Raw genomic sequence first — 18,602 nt, 5'->3', positions numbered from 1 at the left:
CAAGTAGGTATATTATTTGATAATAATATATCTATTTTCATACGATAAATTAGGTCATGGGTATTGTTATCCATGGCCTTTTTGCGTCTTTTAATAGGGTTGTTACATAAGGAGGAAATTATGAAAAGAGTAGCTAAATATTTTTTTAGATACTGGAAGATTTATTTTTTAGGATTTATGGCTATGATGATAAGTTTAATACTTGATATGTTTAATCCTCAATTAAATAAAATTATAATTGATGATGTTATTTTAGGAGGAGATCTTAGTATTTTTAAAAGAACTCTTTTAGCCTTAATAGGAATTACCATTAGTAGAGGAATATTAGGTTATGCTAAAGAGATGATTTTTGATGTAGTTAGTTCTAAGGTAGTAGTTAATATCAGGAAGGATTTATTTGAACATATCCAAAGCTTATCTTTTTCCTTTTTTGATGGAATTAATACAGGAGAACTTATGTCTAGGATAAAAGAAGATGTAGATAATATTTGGAAAGCTGTGGGCTTTGGAATAATGCTTTTTTTAGAACAAGGTTTATATTTTATAGTTGCTTCTATTATGCTTTTTACTTTGAACTTTAAATTAGCCTTAATTTGTTTAGCATTTATGCCCTTTATTGGATTTATTGCTCTAAAGCTAGAAAAAAAGATAGGAGAAGCCTATGAGAAAATAAGTGACCAAGGTGCTGTACTTAATACTACTGCCCAAGAAAATATTGCAGGGGTTAGATTAGTTAAAGCTTTTGGAAGAGAAAGATATGAAATAGAGAAATTTTTAAAGGAAAATGAAAAAAACTTTAATCTAAATTTAGAACAAGCTTCTATTTGGGGTAAATATAATCCAAGGATTGAGTTTTTATCTAATTTAGTTATAGTTGCAGTAACTACTATAGGAGGATTTTTAGTTATTAAAGAAGATATGTCCATAGGAACCTTGGTAGCTTTTAGTAATTATATATTTATGCTTATATGGCCTATGAGAATGCTTGGATGGCTTACAAATATTTTAGCTCAAGCTATGGCATCTAGTAAAAAACTAGAAAAAATATTTAAAGAAAAACCTAAAATAACAAGCCCTAAAAACGCTATAAAACCAAAGAAAATAAAAGGACATATAGTATTTGATAAAGTAGGCTTAGAACTTAATGAAACAAAGATTTTAGAGGATATTTCATTTGAAGCTAAACCAGGACAAACCATAGGAATAATGGGAAGTACAGGTTCAGGGAAAAGTTCTATTATAAATCTTATTGGACGTTATTATGATAGTACTAAAGGTAGGATTTTAGTAGATGGAATAGATGTAAAAAATATGGATCTTAAAACTTTAAGAAAAAATTTATCAGTAGTTATGCAAGATACCTTTTTATTTTCTGATACCATAGAAGAAAATATTAAATTTGGTAATATGGAAGCTACTAATGAAGAATTAATAGAAGCGGCAAAGGATAGTGATGTTCATTCCTTTGTACTTAAGATGCCAGAGGGCTATAAAACAGTTATTGGAGAAAGGGGATTAGGATTATCAGGAGGACAAAAACAAAGAATATCCATTGCAAGAGCTCTTATTAAAAATAGTCCTATTCTAATACTAGATGATGCAACATCAGCCCTTGATATGGAAACAGAATATCAAATTCAAAAAGCAATAGAAAGAAGAAAAGGAATAACTAAGATAATAATTGCTCATAGAATATCTGCAGTAAAAAATGCCGATGAAATATTGATATTAGAAGGAGGAAAAATAGTAGAGAGAGGTAATCATAAGACTCTTTTAAAGAAAAAAGGGAGATATTATGATATTTATTGCCAGCAGTTTAAAGGATTTAAAAGTGTAAAAGAGGAAGTGATATAATGGCTAGAAATAATTATAAAGAAGATGAAAAACTAGAAGAAAAATTAAACATAGAGATTATTACTAGACTATTATCTTATTTAAAAGATTACAAATTAGAAGTTATAAAAACATTAATGTTTATGGGAGTAGTTATAGCTGCAGAACTTTTAAATCCATATTTTCTAAAAATAGGGATAGACCATTATATTTTAAAAAAAGATATAAAAGGATTATTTTTATTAGGGGGTTTAATAGTTTTAGCTAATCTTATTGCCATGTTTTGTAGTAGAAAAAGGATAATGATTATGTCAAGGGTAAGTAATAAAATTCTTTTAACTATTAGGCAAAATCTATATACTCACATACAGAGTTTATCCTTTTCATTTTTTGATAATAGGCCTGTAGGAAAAATATTAGCTAGGATTATAGGTGATGTAAATTCCTTAAATGAATTATTTACTAATAGTGTAACAAATCTTATTCCTGATCTTATAAAGATTATAACAGTAGTTGTTATTATGATGTCTATGAATTTTAAATTAGCATTAATTTCTCTTACTACCCTGCCTTTTTTACTTATAACTATGTTTATTGTCCAGATAGTATCAAGAAGAAGATGGCAAATATTTCGTAAAAAGAATTCAAATATGAATGCTTATACCCATGAAGATTTTTCGGGGATTAGGGTTGTGCAGAGTTTTACATTAGAAGAACATACTAGTAATGTTTTTTATAAACTTTTAAGTGATGTGAAAAATTCTTTTGTAGATGCTGTTAAGATGAATGATTTATTTTGGCCTTTAACAGAGATTTCTTGGGGAATTGGTTCTGTAATAGTATTTTGGTTCGGAGTTAATATGTTAAATACAGGGGATATTACTGTGGGGCTTTTAGTTGCCTTTACAGGATATATTTCAATTTTTTGGCAGCCGATTGTAAATATAAGTAACTTTTATAATACCCTTATAACTAATATGGCAGGAGCCGAAAGAATCTTTGAAATATTAGATATACAACCAGAGATAAAAGATAGTAAAAATGCTTATCCTCTTCCTAAAATAAAGGGAAATGTGACCTTTAAAAATGTATCTTTTTCATATGATGAAGAAAAACTTATTTTAAATAATATAAATTTTCATGTTAATGCTGGGGAAACTATAGCTTTAGTAGGTCCTACAGGTGCAGGGAAAACTACTATTGTTAATTTAATAAGTAGATTTTATGAAAATCAAAAAGGTAAAATATTAATAGATGGACATGATATTAATTCTGTTACAATAGAAAGTCTTAGAAGTCAAATGGGAATTATGACTCAAGATACATTTATGTTTTCTGGAACTATAAAAGATAACATAAGATATGGTAAATTGGACGCTACAGATGAAGAAATAGTAAAAGCTGCAAAGGCAGTTTGTGCCCATGATTTTATTATTAAATTAGAAAAGGGCTATGATACTAACGTAAATGAGAGAGGTTCAAGATTATCTGTAGGGCAAAGACAGCTTATTGCCTTTGCAAGAACTTTACTAGCTGACCCTAGGATATTGATTTTAGATGAAGCTACATCAAGTATAGATACAAAAACAGAGAGACTAATTCAAAAAGGCATAGAAAAACTTCTTTATGGAAGGACAGCCTTTGTAATTGCCCATAGACTTTCTACCATACAAAATGCCGATAGGATAATGGTTATAGATGATGGAGAAATAAAAGAAATGGGAAATCATGAAGAATTAATAAAACAAAGAGGATTATATTACGAATTATTTAATGCCCAATTTAAATTCATAAAGGAACATAATTAATACCTACCAAGGGATTTTATTCATATAATCTCCTCTTAATACAGGAAGTATCTTAGCTTTTATAGGCTTTGGTACTTCTTTTAATTTTAAAGAATCTATCCTAGCTATATCAGAAGAATCTAATTTAAGTTTAAAAGCTAATTCTTTAACTGTATATCCTTGATTTTTTCTTAATTCTTTTACAGTTTTATTTCTATTTATAAATTCAAAAAACATAATATCCTCCTATATTTAATAAATATTTATATTCTTTTATTAAATAATAATACGTTTAAATAAAAAAAACAAGAAATTAAAATATATCATTGAATTTTAAAACAAATTAGTAATATAATGTAATTAAAAAAGAGGATAGGTGTTTTAATAATGAATATAAAAAAAGATTTATTAAGTATTAACAAATACAGTCGTCCAGGAGAAAAATTAAAATCTGTAAAAGGGATAGTAGTACATTGGGTAGCCAATCCTAATACTTATGCAAAAGCTAATAGAGATTTTTTTGAAAATCGTAAATATGGGGAAATGGGATATGGCTCTGCTCATTATATAATAGATTTAAATGGGGATATAATACAGTGCATTCCCCTATCAGAAATAGCTTATCATGTGGGAGCTGATAGTTATAAAGAGGAAGCAATTAAAAAACTAGGAAACTATCCTAATAATACTACTATAGGAATAGAATGCACTCATATAGATTGGGATGGAAAGATGACAGAAGAAACTTATAATTCTTTGGTTGAATTATGTAAAGATTTATGTTTAACTTATAAATTAAATCCATTAACAGATTTATATAGACATTATGATATTACAGGTAAAGATTGTCATAAATGGTTTGTAGATAATTTGGATGAATGGGAAAAATTTAAAAATAAAGTTAGAGATAAGATGATAAATAATAATAAAGAAATACAAAAAAATATAATTTATAAAAATATAGTTAATTTTGACTTTGAAGGAGAAAAATTTGGAGTACCAGGCTTTTTAAAGGAAGGAATTAGTTATGTGCAAGTAAGAGGACTGCTTGATAGATTAGGATATATAGTAGAATGGGATAATGAAAGTAAAACAGTAATAATAAAAAAAGAATAAATTATATAAATAGGATTTTTAAAATACTTGCAAGAGCAGAAAAAATATTGCTTTTGCAAGTATTTTTATATAAAAACATAGAATTATTGACAAAGGGTTATTTTGTGATATAATATACTATGATATTGATAATTAATATCAATTATTAATTATTTGCAAATCAATTGAGAGTGAGGAGGATGGATATGTTACTTACTATGGCAAAACATGGGGAAGAAAATTACATAAAAAAGATTACAGGAAAAGATGAAGTTAGAAAATTTTTAGGAAGTTTAGGATTTGTAGAAGGAGAAAAAGTGAAGGTTGTTTCAGAAATGGGAGGAAATGTTATTTTAAATATTAAAAATACAAGGGTAGCTTTAGACAAATCTATGGCTAATAGAATTTATATTTAGAGGTGAGCATATGAAAACTTTAAGAGATGTTCAATGTGGAGAAAAAGTTAAAGTCTTAAAACTCCATGGAAAAGGAGCAGTTAAAAGAAGAATTATGGATATGGGAATTACTAAGGGAGTAGAAATTTTTGTTAGGAAAGTAGCACCTTTAGGAGATCCTATAGAGGTTAATGTAAGAGACTATGAGCTTAGTATTAGAAAGTCAGATGCGGAAATGATAGAGGTAGAGTAAAGGAGGATTATGATGAATATTGCTCTTGTGGGTAATCCTAATAGTGGAAAAACTACTATGTTTAATAACTTAACAGGAAGTTCTCAGTATGTAGGGAACTGGCCTGGAGTAACAGTTGAAAAAAAGGAGGGAAGATTAAAAGGGCATAAAGAAGTTAATATTATCGATTTACCTGGAATTTATTCTTTATCTCCATATACTTTAGAGGAAGTAATTTCAAGAAATTATCTTATTAAGGAAAAGCCAGATGCAATTATAAATATTGTAGATAGTACTAATATTGAAAGAAATCTTTATCTTACAACACAGTTAATTGAAATAGGCATTCCTATGGTTATAGCTCTTAATATGACAGATATTATTAGAAAAAATGGAGATAAAATTGATATTGAAAAACTCAGTAAAGATTTAGGTTGTGAAATAGTTGAAACATCTGCTCTTAAAGGAGAAGGATGTATAGAAGCAGCTAAAAAAGCTATAGAATTAGCTAAACAACATAAAAAGGTGGAATCTAAACTTGTTTTTTCTAAGGAAGTGGAAAAAGCTATAAGCGATATTAAAGATATTATTCAAAATGAAATTGATAATGATAATCTTTATTGGTTTAGTATAAAGGTATTTGAAAGAGATGAAAAAGTTTTAGAACAGTTGAACTTATCTGATAATATTATGCAGAAAATAGAAGAAGTTATCGTAAAATGTGAAGAAGCATTAGATGATGATAGTGAAAGTATCATAACTAATGAACGTTATAATTATATAAGTGGTATTGTTAAGAAATCCGTACATAGAAGAAACAATACTAATATGACTACATCAGATAAAATTGATAGAATAGTTACTAATAGATTTTTAGCTCTTCCTATTTTTGCTTTAGTAATGTTTCTTGTATACTATTTATCTATATCTACTGTAGGTGCATGGGGTACGGATTGGGTTAATGATGCTTTGTTTGGAGAAATTATTCCTCCTGCAGTAGAAGGTTTTTTAAATTCTGTAGGTACTGCTCCTTGGCTTACTTCTCTTATTCTTGATGGAATTATAGCAGGAGTAGGTGCAGTTTTAGGATTTTTACCTCAAATGCTAGTATTATTCTTTTGTTTAGCCATTTTAGAAGATAGTGGATATATGGCACGTGTAGCTTTTATAATGGATAGGATTTTCCGTAAGTTTGGTCTTTCAGGTAAATCTTTTATTCCTATACTTATTGGAACAGGTTGTGGAGTTCCAGGAGTAATGGCTTCTCGTACTATTGAAAACGAAAGAGACCGTAAAATGACAATTATAACTACTACATTTATACCTTGTTCTGCAAAATTACCCATTATTGCTCTAATTGCGGGAGCATTATTTCCAGAATCTACTTGGGTAGCTCCATCAGCATATTTTGTAGGAATGGGAGCTATTATTTCCTCAGGAATTATTTTAAAGAAGTTTGATAGTTTTGCAGGAGAACCTGCACCATTTGTTATGGAACTACCAGCATATCATATCCCAGGGATTAAAGGAGTATTAACCCATATGTGGGATAGGGGAAAATCCTTTGTTAAAAAAGCTGGAACCATTATTTTTCTTGCTAGTGCTTTAGTATGGTTTTTAAGTTCCTTTAGTTGGTCTATGAAAATGGTAGATACTTCAGAATCTATATTAGCTTCCCTTGGTAATATAATTGCTCCAATATTTAGTCCTCTTGGATGGGGAGATTGGAAAGCGGCAGTAGCTACTATAACAGGATTAATCGCTAAAGAAAATGTTGTAGGAACCTTTGGAATTTTATACGGTTTTGAAGAAGTGGCGGAAGATGGAATGGAAATTTGGGCTGCTCTTCAAGCTTCCTTTACACAAGTTTCTGCATATTCATTTTTAGTTTTCAATCTTCTTTGTGCTCCTTGTTTTGCAGCTATTGGAGCTATTAGAAGAGAAATGGGTAGTGGAAAATGGACCCTTATTGCTGTCGGGTATCAGACAGGATTTGCTTATGTAATATCCCTTATAATATATCAATTAGGTAAACTTATAACAAGAAATGGATTTGGAATAGGAACAATTGTGGCCATTATTCTAGCATTATTATTCTTCTACTTATTATTTAGACCATATAATAGTAGTAGAAGGGAAATTTATAATGCAAATAAAGTAAGTGTTTAAGGAGATGATAATATGGCAACATGGATTATAGGAAGTATAGTTTTAGCATCACTGATTTGGGCTGGATATAGAACATATAAGGAGCATAAAAGTGGAGATAGTTGCCATAGTGGATGTTCAAGTTGTCCTCATGGAAGTCAATGTGGTAAGTGATTTAAGCATGTTCTCCTCTTAATATTATATAAAAGAAGCACTTGGAATTTCTGTATAGCAAGTGCTTCTTTTTATTTTGAATTATGGAGAGATAATAAATTTATAAAAAAGATAATAAATTTTATCAGATATATATTTACATGTACAAAAAAATATGATAATATATGACTACGAAATCGATTTCGGAAATATATATTATTAAAAAGTGTAAAATTATTTTTTTAAATTCTTTCGAAAACGGTTTCGAAAAAATAATTTATTGCATATTAATGGAAAAGTATAGTATAATTTTTTACAAAAAAACGAAATCGATTTCGAAAGAAGGTAGCTTATATGATTACTATATATGATATTGCAAAGAAGGTTGGATGTTCAAGTGCAACAGTATCTAAAGCTTTAAATAATTATCCAGATGTAAACCCTAAGACAAAAGAAAAAATTATAAAAACAGCAAAAGAGATGGGATATATCCCGAATTCTCAGGCTCAATTTCTTACTAAGAAAAAAACTTGGAATATAGGAGTTCTTTTTGAGGTAGAAACAGATAAAGGAATAACACATTATTTTTTTGCAGAAATTCTTCAAAGTTTTAAAGAATATGCTGAAGCAGCAGGATATGATTTAACATTTGTTTCAAGGAAGATAGGCAAAGATAAACTTTCTTTTCTTGAATATGTAAGAAGAAGAAGATGTGATGGAGTTATTATAACAAGCTTTGATTATAAGAATAAACAAATTTTAGAACTTATTAATAGTTCTATTCCTGTTGTTGTTATTGATTATAATTATAGTAATGTAAGTGGAGTGTTTTCTAAAAATTATAGAGGAATGGAGCTTTTGACACAATATCTAATTGATTTAGGACATCGAGAGATTGTTTATATACATGGAACTATAAATGATTATGTTACAGGTGCTAGAGTTAAGGGGTTTAAAGATACCCTTAGGAAAAATAATATAATTTTAAATAATAATAATTTAGTAGAAGGAATGTATTATGATAGAAAAACAACTCAAGATAAGGTTTTTGAAATTCTAAAAAGGGACCATATTCCAACAGCTATTATTTTTTCTGATGATTATGCAGCTGTAGGAGGAATAAAGGTAATTAAAGAATTGGGATATAAAATACCCAAGGATATATCTGTAGCAGGCTTTGACGGTATAGAACTTGGAGAGATGGTATACCCAAGATTAACTACTATTAAGCAAAATACAAAGTTAATTGGAAAATCTGCTGCTAAAAGACTTATAGAAATTATTGAAACAAAGGATTTTACTAAAAAAGATATATATGTGGATGTAGAGTTAATTAAAGGAAAGTCTTGTGCAAAAATAATAAAATAATTTTATTAAAAAAGTTAAGACAAAATAATTTCAAGTTTATGTGTTTAGTAGTAAAAAATACTTGAAAATAGGAGGATTAATATGTTTAAAAAAGACTTTGTATGGGGAGTAGCTACTGCTTCTTATCAAATAGAAGGAGGAGCTTATGAAGATGGTAAAGGACTTTCTATATGGGATATGTTTTGTAAAGAACCTGGTAGGGTTTATGATGGAAACACAGGAGATTTTGCTTGTGATTCCTATCATAGAATAGATGAAGATGTTAAATTATTAAAAGAACTAGGAGTAAAGGCATATAGATTTTCTATATCTTGGCCAAGAGTTCTTCCAAATGGTATAGGAGAAATTAATGAAAAAGGATTAGAATATTATGAAAAATTGGTAGATGCTTTAATAGAAGCAGGAATTGAACCATATATTACCTTATTTCATTGGGACTATCCCTATGAATTATATAAAAGAGGGCAATGGTTAAATCCAAAATCTTCTAATTGGTTTGAAGAATATGTAACAGTAGTTTTAAAAAGATTGGGAAGTAAAGTTCGATATTGGATGACATTAAATGAGCCTCAATGTTTTATTGGGTTAGGATATTATACAGGGGAACATGCTCCAGGACATAGATATAGTGTTTATGATATTATTCAAATGATTCATAATACTCTCTTAGCCCATGGAAAAGCAGTTAGAGCTATAAGAAAATATGGAAGAAAAGATGCTAAAGTAGGATTTGCATTTGTAAATTATGTGAATATTCCTAATACATTTAGTGAGGCTGATATTGAAGCAGCAAAAGAGATGATGTTTAATGGATATTTAAGTTCGGAGAAAAATCCCAATCATAATTTTATATTTGATAATGACTACTGGTATGATCCTATATTACTTGGTAAATATCCTAATTGGTTAATAGAAGATTTTAGAGAATACCTACCTAAAGAAGAACAATTAAAAAAGGATTTAGAAATTATTTCTACTGATATAGATTTTATTGGATTAAATATTTATCAAGGAGTAAGGGTAGAAAAAGCTAAAAAAGGAATAAAAATTTCTAAATTAAAAGAAGGGCATGCAGTAACAGGATTTAATTGGAAAGTATCTCCAGAAGCTTTATACTGGGGACCAAAATTTACTTATGAACGTTATAAAAAACCAATTTATATAACTGAAAATGGTCTTTCAAATAAGGATTGGGTAGCTCTTGATGGAAAAATTTATGATCAGGCACGTATTGACTTCTTACAAAGATATTTATTAGAGCTTAAGAAAGCCTATGACGAAGGAATACCAGTAGAAGGGTATTTCCATTGGTCATTTCTTGATAATTTTGAATGGGCTGAAGGTTATAAAGAACGTTTTGGTTTAGTATATGTTGATTTTGAAACAGGAGAAAGAATACCTAAAGAATCTTATTATTGGTATAAAAAAGTATGTAAAGAAAATAAATTTTAGAGATAAAATTATTGTTTATAAAAAAGAGTAGATTAAATTTAATATTTGTAAAAAAATTATAATCTATAGTCTTAAGGGGGGTTGGAATATTTATTTTCCCATCCTCCTTTTTTAATTTAGGCATTTATTTTTTAAAATATTAAAAAACGCTTTTTTTTACATAATAAATATGTTATATTACTACTTAAAGTCAGTTCGAAACCATCCTGACTATAAACAAAACTAAGGGGGAATTTTAAATGAATAAGAAAATTTTATTTTTGGTGCAATCAGCACTTATTGCTGCAATTTATGTAGTGCTTACGTTGCCATTTGCAGTAATTAGTACGGATTATTTGCAGGTGAGAATATCAGAAGCTTTAACGGTATTACCATTTTATACTCCTGCAGCAATTCCGGGATTATTTATAGGGTGTTTATTATCTAATATTTTTGTAAGCAAATTTGGTATGGTAGATATAGTGTTTGGTAGTTTAGCTACTTTAATAGCAGCTTTTTTATCTTATAAAATGCCGAAAAAAATATTAGTTCCCATTCCGCCTATTATAGTAAATGCTGTTATAGTAGGTTTTTTGATTTATTATGGGACTTTTGGAAATATAAAAGTTAATACAACTCTTTTCGTATTTATGGGAGGAGTTGGATTAGGACAACTTATTGCATGTTATGGATTAGGATATCCTTTAATGTTGATAATAGATAAATATAAAAATTATATATTTAAATAAAATGAAAATAAGGAATATATTTTTATATATTCCTTATTTTATTATAACCTTTGAATTTTAAAATATTAAATGCTTCATTTTAATAATTTATTTAGAGATGGATAAATTTGGAACAAATCATTTTAGAATAGATAAAAATATAATAAAATTTAAAAAAAATTATTATAAATTATGTTTGAAAATTGAAAGTTATGTGTTAAAATATTGCTGTTAACTGATAATTGTTTACAATTAATTTAAACAATATCAGATTACATAAGATATTAGGGGAGGAATTACACAATGGAGTGTAAAAATGCGTATTTACAAGGAATTATGGACAAGGTGATTGCCAAAAATCCGGCAGAGCCAGAATTTCACCAAGCAGTAAAAGAGGTGCTACAATCTTTTGAACCAGTTATTGAGAAGCATCCTGAGTATGTAGAAGCTGGTATAATTGATAGGATTGTAGAACCAGAAAGAGTTATTATGTTTAGAGTACCTTGGGTTGATGATAATGGTAAGGTACAAGTAAACAGAGGGTTTAGAGTACAGTTTAATAGTGCTATAGGACCTTATAAAGGAGGTCTTAGATTTCATCCTTCTGTAAACCTTGGAGTTATTAAGTTTTTAGGATTTGAACAAATATTTAAAAATTCTTTAACAGGTCTTCCAATGGGGGGAGGCAAAGGTGGAAGCGATTTTGATCCTAAGGGTAAATCTGATGGAGAAGTTATGCGCTTTTGCCAAAGTTTTATGACAGAGCTTTTTAGACATATAGGACCGGATACAGATGTTCCAGCTGGAGATATGGGAGTTGGAGCTAGAGAAATAGGGTATATGTACGGACAATATAAAAGACTTAGAAATGAATTTACAGGAACTTTAACAGGAAAAGGATTAACTTATGGAGGAAGTTTAGTTCGTAAAGAAGCAACAGGATATGGTTGCTGTTATTTCACACAAGAAATGTTAAATGCTAAAGGAGATTCCTTTGAAGGAAAGACAGTAGTAATTTCTGGGTCTGGAAATGTGGCAATTTATGCTGCAGAAAAAGCACAACAATTAGGAGCTAAAGTAGTTGCTCTTAGTGATTCTAATGGATATATTTATGATAAAGAAGGAATTAAATTAGATACAGTAAAGAAAATTAAAGAAGTAGAAAGAAAAAGAATAAAAGAATATGTAAATTATCATCAAAATGCAGAATATCATGAAGGAAGTTCTGGAATATGGACTATTCCTTGTGATATAGCTCTTCCATGTGCAACACAAAATGAGTTAGACGGCGAAGCGGCTAAGACACTAGTTAAAAATGGATGTATTGCTGTGGCAGAAGGAGCTAATATGCCATCTACTCCAGAAGCTATAGAAGTATTTTTAAATAATGGAGTTTTATTTGGGCCAGCAAAAGCAGCTAATGCAGGAGGAGTAGCAGTTTCTGGTTTAGAAATGAGTCAAAATAGTTTAAGATATTCTTGGAGTTTTGAAGAAGTAGATGAAAAATTAAAAAATATTATGAAAAATATTTATAAAAATACAAGTGAAGCAGCAAAAGAATATGGACATGAAAACAATTTTGTAGTAGGAGCTAATATTGCTGGATTTTTAAAAGTAGCAGAAACAATGCTTGCTCATGGAGTAGCGTATTAAAAATTATTTCTTAAATTTAATAAAGTATGTTACAATAAGAGAAGTTCTATATAATTAGTAGAACTTCTCTTGTTATACTTAAATAAAAATTAAAAATACATTGATTTGAATATATTTTATTTAGTAAAAGGGGATGAAAAGATGTATAAAATATTAGATAAGAGAAAATTAAATAAGACCGTGGAACTTATGGTAGTTCATGCTCCTTTTGTAGCACGAAAATGTGAACNATGTATAAAATATTAGATAAGAGAAAATTAAATAAGACCGTGGAACTTATGGTAGTTCATGCTCCTTTTGTAGCACGAAAATGTGAACCGGGTCAATTTATCATACTTCGTGTAAATGAAGATGGAGAAAGAATACCTCTAACTATTGCAGATTACAATAGGGAAGAAGGAAGTGTAACCATTATATATCAAGTGGTGGGATATTCTACAAAACTGTTAAGTGAAAAAGAAGTAGGAGATAGTATTGCAGATTTTGTAGGTCCTCTAGGAAGACCAACAGACCTTAAAAAACATAAAAGAGTACTAGGAATTGGAGGGGGAGTTGGAGCAGCACCTCTATATCCCCAAATTAGAAAGTTAAAAGAAATGGGAGTAGAAGTAGATGTAATCCTAGGAGGAAGAAGTGAAGAGTTCATAATTTTAGATAAAGAATTTAAAGAAATATGCAGTAATGTTTATTATGCAACTAATGACGGGACAAAAGGGAAAAAGGGATTTGTAACAGATGTTTTAGTTGATTTGTTAAATGAAGGAAAAGAATATGATGAAGTTATTGCAATAGGTCCCCTTGTAATGATGAAAGCGGTAGTAGATGTTACAAAACCAAAGAATATTCCTACATCAGTATCCTTAAATCCTATTATGATAGATGGGACAGGGATGTGTGGAGGATGCAGAGTAACAGTAGGAGGAGAAATAAAATTTGCTTGTGTTGATGGTCCGGATTTTGATGGATTTTTAGTAGATTTTGACGAGTGTATAAGAAGACAAGGAATGTATAAAGAGGAAGAGCATGCTTGTCGTATTGGACTAGGAGGGAAAGAAAATGCCTAATATGAGTTTAAAAAAGGTGGCTATGCCAGAACAAGACCCTAATATAAGAAATAAAAATTTTAATGAAGTAGCACTAGGATATACAAAAGAACAAGCAATAGAAGAAGCTACAAGATGTCTTAACTGTAAACATAAGCCTTGTGTAAGTGGATGTCCTGTTAATGTACCTATACCAGAATTTATTAAGGAAGTAGCAGAGGGAAATTTTGAAAAAGCCTATGAAATAATTACAAAGGAAAATAATTTACCTGCCATTTGTGGAAGAGTGTGCCCTCAAGAAAATCAATGTGAAGGGAAATGTGTTAGAGGAATAAAAGGAGAACCAGTAGGAATAGGAAGATTAGAAAGATTTGTTGCAGATTATCATATGCAAAATACAGAAAGAAAACAAATGAAGATAGAAAAGAATGGAATAAAAGTAGCAGTAGTAGGAGGAGGTCCTGCAGGACTTACCTGTGCTGGAGATTTAGCAAAATTAGGATATGAAGTTACAATATTCGAAGCTCTTCATGCTTTAGGCGGAGTTTTAATGTACGGTATACCAGAATTTCGTCTTCCAAAAAGTTTAGTAGAAAAAGAAATTCAAACAATAATAGATTTAGGAGTAAAAATAAATAAAAATGTAGTAGTAGGGCGTTCTATTACTATTGATGAACTTCTTGAAGAAGGATATAGTGCTGTATTTATAGGAAGTGGAGCTGGTCTTCCCAAATTTATGGGAATAGAAGGAGAAAATTTAAATGGAGTTTACGCAGCCAATGAATTTTTAACAAGGGTTAATCTAATGAAAGCTTATGATTTTCCTAATAATCCAACACCTATAAAGATTGGTAAAAAGGTAGCTGTAATAGGTGGAGGAAATGTTGCAATGGATGCTGCTAGAACAGCAAAACGTTTAGGAGCAGAAGAAGTTTATATTATTTATCGCCGTGGAGAAGAAGAATTGCCAGCAAGAAAAGAAGAAATTCATCATGCAAAAGAAGAAGGAATAATATTTAAATTGCTTACAAATCCTAAGAAAATATTAGGAGAAGATGGATGGGTTAAAGGTATAGAATGTGTGAATATGGAATTAGGAGAAGCAGACGAATCAGGAAGAAGAAGACCTGTTGAGATAAAAGGAAGTAATTTTGTAATGGATATGGATACAATAATTGTTGCTATTGGACAAAGTCCAAATCCACTTATTAGACAAACTACCAAAGGTCTAAAAACTCATAGCTGGGGAGGAATAATAGTAGAAGAAGAAACCATGCATACTAGTAAAGAAAATGTTTATGCTGGAGGAGATGTAGTAACTGGAGCAGCTACTGTTATTTTAGCTATGGGAGCAGGTAAAAAGGCGGCTAAANTAAAGAAAATGTTTATGCTGGAGGAGATGTAGTAACTGGAGCAGCTACTGTTATTTTAGCTATGGGAGCAGGTAAAAAGGCGGCTAAAGCTATAGATTTAAAATTAAGTAAATAAATTACATATAATTAGTTTAATTTATTATATGTAATATAAAGAAATATAAAATATAAAGTAAAGGAGATTATTGTTATGAAAGGTTTTGCGATGTTAGAAATTGGTAAAGTAGGTTGGATAGAAAAAGACAAGCCTGTAGCAGGTCCATTAGATGCAATAGTTAGGCCTCTTGCAATAGCACCATGTACTTCAGATATTCATACTGTATGGTCAGGAGCTATTGGTGAAAGACATAATATGATTTTAGGTCATGAAGCAGTTGGGGAAATAGTTGAAGTTGGTTCCCATGTAAAAGATTTTAAACCAGGAGATAAAGTTATAGTGCCTGCAATTACACCAGATTGGGGATCATTAGAAGCTCAATCAGGGTATTCACAACACTCAGGTGGTATGTTATCAGGTTGGAAATTTTCAAATTTTAAAGATGGAGTTTTTGCAGAATATTTTCATGTAAATGAAGCAGATGCAAATTTAGCACTTTTACCAGAGGGTATCAAACCACAGGATGCAGTTATGTTGTCTGATATGGTTGTTACAGGTTTTCATGGAGCAGAAATGGCAGATATTAGATTAGGAGATAGTGTAGTAGTCATAGGAATAGGACCTGTAGGACTTATGGCAGTAGCTGGTGCAAATTTAATGGGAGCTTCTCATATATATGCAGTGGGTTCTAGACCAAATTGTGTTAAAATTGCAAAGGAATATGGTGCAACAGAAATTATCAACTACAAAAAAGGTGATATTGTAGAACAAGTTATGAGTCTAACAAATGGAAAAGGCGTGGATAAAGTTATAATTGCAGGTGGAAATAATGATACTTTTGCTCAAGCTATAACAATGTTAAAACCAGGTGGTAAAATTGGTAATATAAACTATCTTGGTGAAGGTGAATTTATTAAAATTCCAAGAGTTGAGTGGGGAGTAGGTATGGGACATAAACAAATCGTAGGAGGACTTACTCCAGGTGGAAGATTAAAAATGGAAAAATTAGCTTCATTAATGGTAACAGGAAAATTAGACACTAGTAAATTAGTTACACATGTTTTTAAAGGATTTGAACATATTGAAGAAGCTTTAATGTTAATGAAAGATAAACCAGCAGATTTAATTAAGCCTGTAGTAATTTGTGAAGATTAAATTAATTAATACAAAATATAAAGTCAATATAAAAAACTCCTTTCTGGTTTTATAATTATATACAGAAAGGAGTTTTTTATTTAATCATAGATTTTTATATTATTTAAACATATGGTAATAATACTTCAAATGTGGTTTTTTCATTTTTTATGCTTTTAACAGATATTTTACCTTTATGCTGTTCAACAATAACTTTTGCTATTGATAAACCTAATCCGTACCCACCAGTATTTCTATTTCGAGATTTATCTATTCTATAAAATCTATCAAAAATTTTGTCAACATGTTCTGCAGGAATTCCTTTCCCTGTATTAGATACAGATAATTTTATTTTATTCTGATTTTTAAATAATTTTAAAAAGATATCGATTTGTCCATTATTATTAGTATGTTTAACAGCATTATCAAGTAATATTAATGTAAGTTGTTTAATTTCTTCTTCATTACCTATGAAATATATATCAGGGTCTATTTCTATATTTAATTTTTTACCTGTTTCAAATACAACTGATTCAAATGGAAGAACTTCACTCATTACAGCATCACTAAGATTAAATTTTTTCCAATTAATAATGTCAATACTGTGATCAATTTTTGCCATATAAAGTAAGTTGTGTATTAATTTTGACATTCTTTCTGTTTCAGATTTTATATATCTTAGCCATTTAGATTGACTTTTAACAGTTTCATTTTGGTTTGACAAAATGGCATCTACATTAGTAGATATTATAGTTAAAGGAGTTTTTAATTCATGGGATGCGTCTGTAATAAATTGTTTTTGTTTTTCCCATACTATTTCAACGGGTTTAATTGCCCAGTTGGCAAAATATAAACTAATAATGAATAGACCTATAATACTCATAATTCCAATAATAAGCAAAGTCATAATTAATCTATTAAGTGTTGATATTTCAAAGGAACGATTCAAAAAAACTATAATTTGTCCATAAGTTTTTTGCATTGTTAAAAAACGAAGTTGAACATCATTAGTTTTAATTATTCCGTTATCTTTATTTTGATCAAATACTTCTTTTAATGCTATTTCTATATTTTCCATATTATCTTCCATATTAAAATTTGAAAGAATTTCTAATATTTCTCCTTGTTCATTAAGTTTTACTGAAAAACTATTTAAAATTAGCATATTATCATTTGGAAGTGATAGTGTATCATTTGTATTTTTATTGTTAGGCTCTATAGGAAGTTTTGGTTTTGGTAAATTGCCATCATTTCTTGCAAGTTCATTCATAAGCCTAATAGATTGTCTTTCTACACCATAATACATGAAAAAATATATACTAAAGAAAACACTAATAAGTACTAAAAAAAGAAGAAACATATTTATGGCAACAAATTTTATTTTTAGTTTTTTAATCATTTATATACTCCCTTCAATACTGTAACCTATTCCACGAAGAGTTTTTATATTTATTCTAGAGTGAAGATATGCTAACTTTTTTCTTAAAAATGAAATATATACTTCAACATTATTATATTCTGCATCAGAATCAAATCCCCATATTTTTTCTAAGATTTCTTCTTTACTTACAACTTGTCCTTTTCTTTTTATTAAAAATTCAATAATATGACATTCTTTTAAACTAAGTTTAACAGATTTATTACCGCAAATAAGTTCATATGTTGAAAGATTTAATTTTATATCTTCTATTTCAATAATATCATCTACAATAATATCTCCACGACGTCTACTCAAAGCTCTTATTCTAGCAAGTAGCTCATCTATGGAAAAAGGTTTTGTAAGATAGTCATCAGCCCCATAATCTAATCCTCTAACTTTATCTTGTATTTCATCTTTGGCTGTAAGTAATATTATAGGTGTAAATATTTTATTTTTACGTAATTCCTTTAAAACATCTAATCCATTCATTTCAGGTAACATGATATCCAATATAATGATATCATATATTCCAGTTAACCCATAATCTAAACCTGATATACCATCATGTACCATATCAACAATATATTTATTCTTTACAAGTATGTGTTTAATTGCTTCAGCTAATTTTTTTTCATCTTCTATAATTAAAATACGCATATATCACACCTCCTGAAGTTATTTTATCATAGGAATCTTAAAATAGTCTTGAATT

Annotated in this window: 17 protein-coding genes; 14 read left to right on the top strand and 3 right to left on the bottom strand. The window is 29.2% G+C overall.

Annotated features, from left to right (window positions below; genetic code table 11):
- Positions 1-120 precede the first annotated feature (120 nt).
- Positions 121-1,854 (top strand): ABC transporter ATP-binding protein, encoded by a 1,734-nt coding sequence (locus OM90_RS03850; RefSeq protein ID WP_058485568.1) that lies wholly within the window; start codon positions 121-123, stop codon positions 1,852-1,854.
- Positions 1,854-3,641 (top strand): ABC transporter ATP-binding protein, encoded by a 1,788-nt coding sequence (locus OM90_RS03845; RefSeq protein ID WP_058485567.1) that lies wholly within the window; start codon positions 1,854-1,856, stop codon positions 3,639-3,641. The genes OM90_RS03850 and OM90_RS03845 overlap by 1 nt, the downstream gene beginning before the upstream one ends.
- Before the next feature lie 3 nt (positions 3,642-3,644).
- Here the strand turns inward: OM90_RS03845 and OM90_RS03840 are convergent, their stop codons facing one another.
- Positions 3,645-3,857, bottom strand: a complete 213-nt coding sequence (locus OM90_RS03840) for a helix-turn-helix domain-containing protein (RefSeq protein WP_058485566.1) — start codon at positions 3,855-3,857, stop codon at positions 3,645-3,647.
- 150 nt (positions 3,858-4,007) lie between these two features.
- On the opposite strand from OM90_RS03840, the gene OM90_RS03835 reads away from it, so the two are divergent.
- The 12 genes from OM90_RS03835 to OM90_RS03785 all read left to right on the top strand — a co-directional run bounded on the left by OM90_RS03835 (position 4,008) and on the right by OM90_RS03785 (position 16,491).
- Complete coding sequence (locus tag OM90_RS03835; protein WP_064505486.1) at positions 4,008-4,736, top strand: N-acetylmuramoyl-L-alanine amidase; 729 nt, start codon at positions 4,008-4,010, stop codon at positions 4,734-4,736.
- 185 nt (positions 4,737-4,921) lie between these two features.
- Positions 4,922-5,131 carry a FeoA family protein gene (locus tag OM90_RS03830; RefSeq protein ID WP_058485565.1) on the top strand — a complete coding sequence of 70 codons (210 nt, stop codon included), beginning with the start codon at positions 4,922-4,924 and terminating at the stop codon, positions 5,129-5,131.
- Between the two features lie 10 nt (positions 5,132-5,141).
- Positions 5,142-5,363: a FeoA family protein gene (locus tag OM90_RS03825; protein WP_058485564.1), complete on the top strand. Its 222-nt coding sequence runs from the start codon at positions 5,142-5,144 to the stop codon at positions 5,361-5,363.
- Between the two features lie 6 nt (positions 5,364-5,369).
- The gene (feoB, locus tag OM90_RS03820) at positions 5,370-7,511 is read left to right on the top strand and encodes a ferrous iron transport protein B (RefSeq protein WP_058485563.1); all 2,142 of its coding nucleotides are present in this window, start codon (positions 5,370-5,372) and stop codon (positions 7,509-7,511) included.
- 12 nt (positions 7,512-7,523) lie between these two features.
- Positions 7,524-7,664: a FeoB-associated Cys-rich membrane protein gene (locus OM90_RS12340; protein WP_084757955.1), complete on the top strand. Its 141-nt coding sequence runs from the start codon at positions 7,524-7,526 to the stop codon at positions 7,662-7,664.
- A 333-nt stretch (positions 7,665-7,997) separates the two neighbouring features.
- Positions 7,998-9,011 (top strand): LacI family DNA-binding transcriptional regulator, encoded by a 1,014-nt coding sequence (locus OM90_RS03815; RefSeq protein WP_058485562.1) that lies wholly within the window; start codon positions 7,998-8,000, stop codon positions 9,009-9,011.
- Between the two features lie 81 nt (positions 9,012-9,092).
- On the top strand, positions 9,093-10,463 hold the full coding sequence (locus tag OM90_RS03810; RefSeq protein WP_058485561.1) for a GH1 family beta-glucosidase: 1,371 nt from the start codon (positions 9,093-9,095) through the stop codon (positions 10,461-10,463).
- A gap of 239 nt (positions 10,464-10,702) precedes the next feature.
- Positions 10,703-11,191 (top strand): QueT transporter family protein, encoded by a 489-nt coding sequence (locus OM90_RS03805; RefSeq protein WP_058485560.1) that lies wholly within the window; start codon positions 10,703-10,705, stop codon positions 11,189-11,191.
- Between the two features lie 282 nt (positions 11,192-11,473).
- A complete protein-coding gene (gene gdhA / locus OM90_RS03800) occupies positions 11,474-12,823 on the top strand; it encodes an NADP-specific glutamate dehydrogenase (protein WP_058485559.1) in 1,350 nt (449 codons plus the stop codon).
- A 230-nt stretch (positions 12,824-13,053) separates the two neighbouring features.
- Positions 13,054-13,887: a sulfide/dihydroorotate dehydrogenase-like FAD/NAD-binding protein gene (locus tag OM90_RS03795; RefSeq protein ID WP_058485558.1), complete on the top strand. Its 834-nt coding sequence runs from the start codon at positions 13,054-13,056 to the stop codon at positions 13,885-13,887.
- Entirely contained in the window at positions 13,880-15,271 is a 1,392-nt protein-coding gene (gene gltA / locus OM90_RS03790; protein ID WP_058485557.1) for an NADPH-dependent glutamate synthase, read from the top strand. Before OM90_RS03795 ends, gltA begins: the two co-directional genes overlap by 8 nt.
- A gap of 158 nt (positions 15,272-15,429) precedes the next feature.
- Positions 15,430-16,491, top strand: coding sequence for an NAD(P)-dependent alcohol dehydrogenase (locus OM90_RS03785; RefSeq protein WP_058485556.1), 1,062 nt, complete (start codon positions 15,430-15,432; stop codon positions 16,489-16,491).
- A 103-nt stretch (positions 16,492-16,594) separates the two neighbouring features.
- Here OM90_RS03785 and OM90_RS03780 read toward each other — a convergent pair whose 3' ends face one another.
- Positions 16,595-17,869, bottom strand: a complete 1,275-nt coding sequence (locus OM90_RS03780; RefSeq protein WP_058485555.1) for a sensor histidine kinase — start codon at positions 17,867-17,869, stop codon at positions 16,595-16,597.
- Entirely contained in the window at positions 17,870-18,547 is a 678-nt protein-coding gene (locus OM90_RS03775; protein WP_058485554.1) for a response regulator transcription factor, read from the bottom strand.
- Between the last annotated feature and the right edge of the window lie 55 nt (positions 18,548-18,602).

Source organism: Defluviitalea phaphyphila (assembly GCF_001466305.1).
Classification (GTDB): domain Bacteria; phylum Bacillota; class Clostridia; order Lachnospirales; family Defluviitaleaceae; genus Defluviitalea_A; species Defluviitalea_A phaphyphila.
The sequence above is the reverse complement of the archived record's forward strand: the minus strand, read 5'-3'. Positions and strand labels throughout refer to the sequence as shown.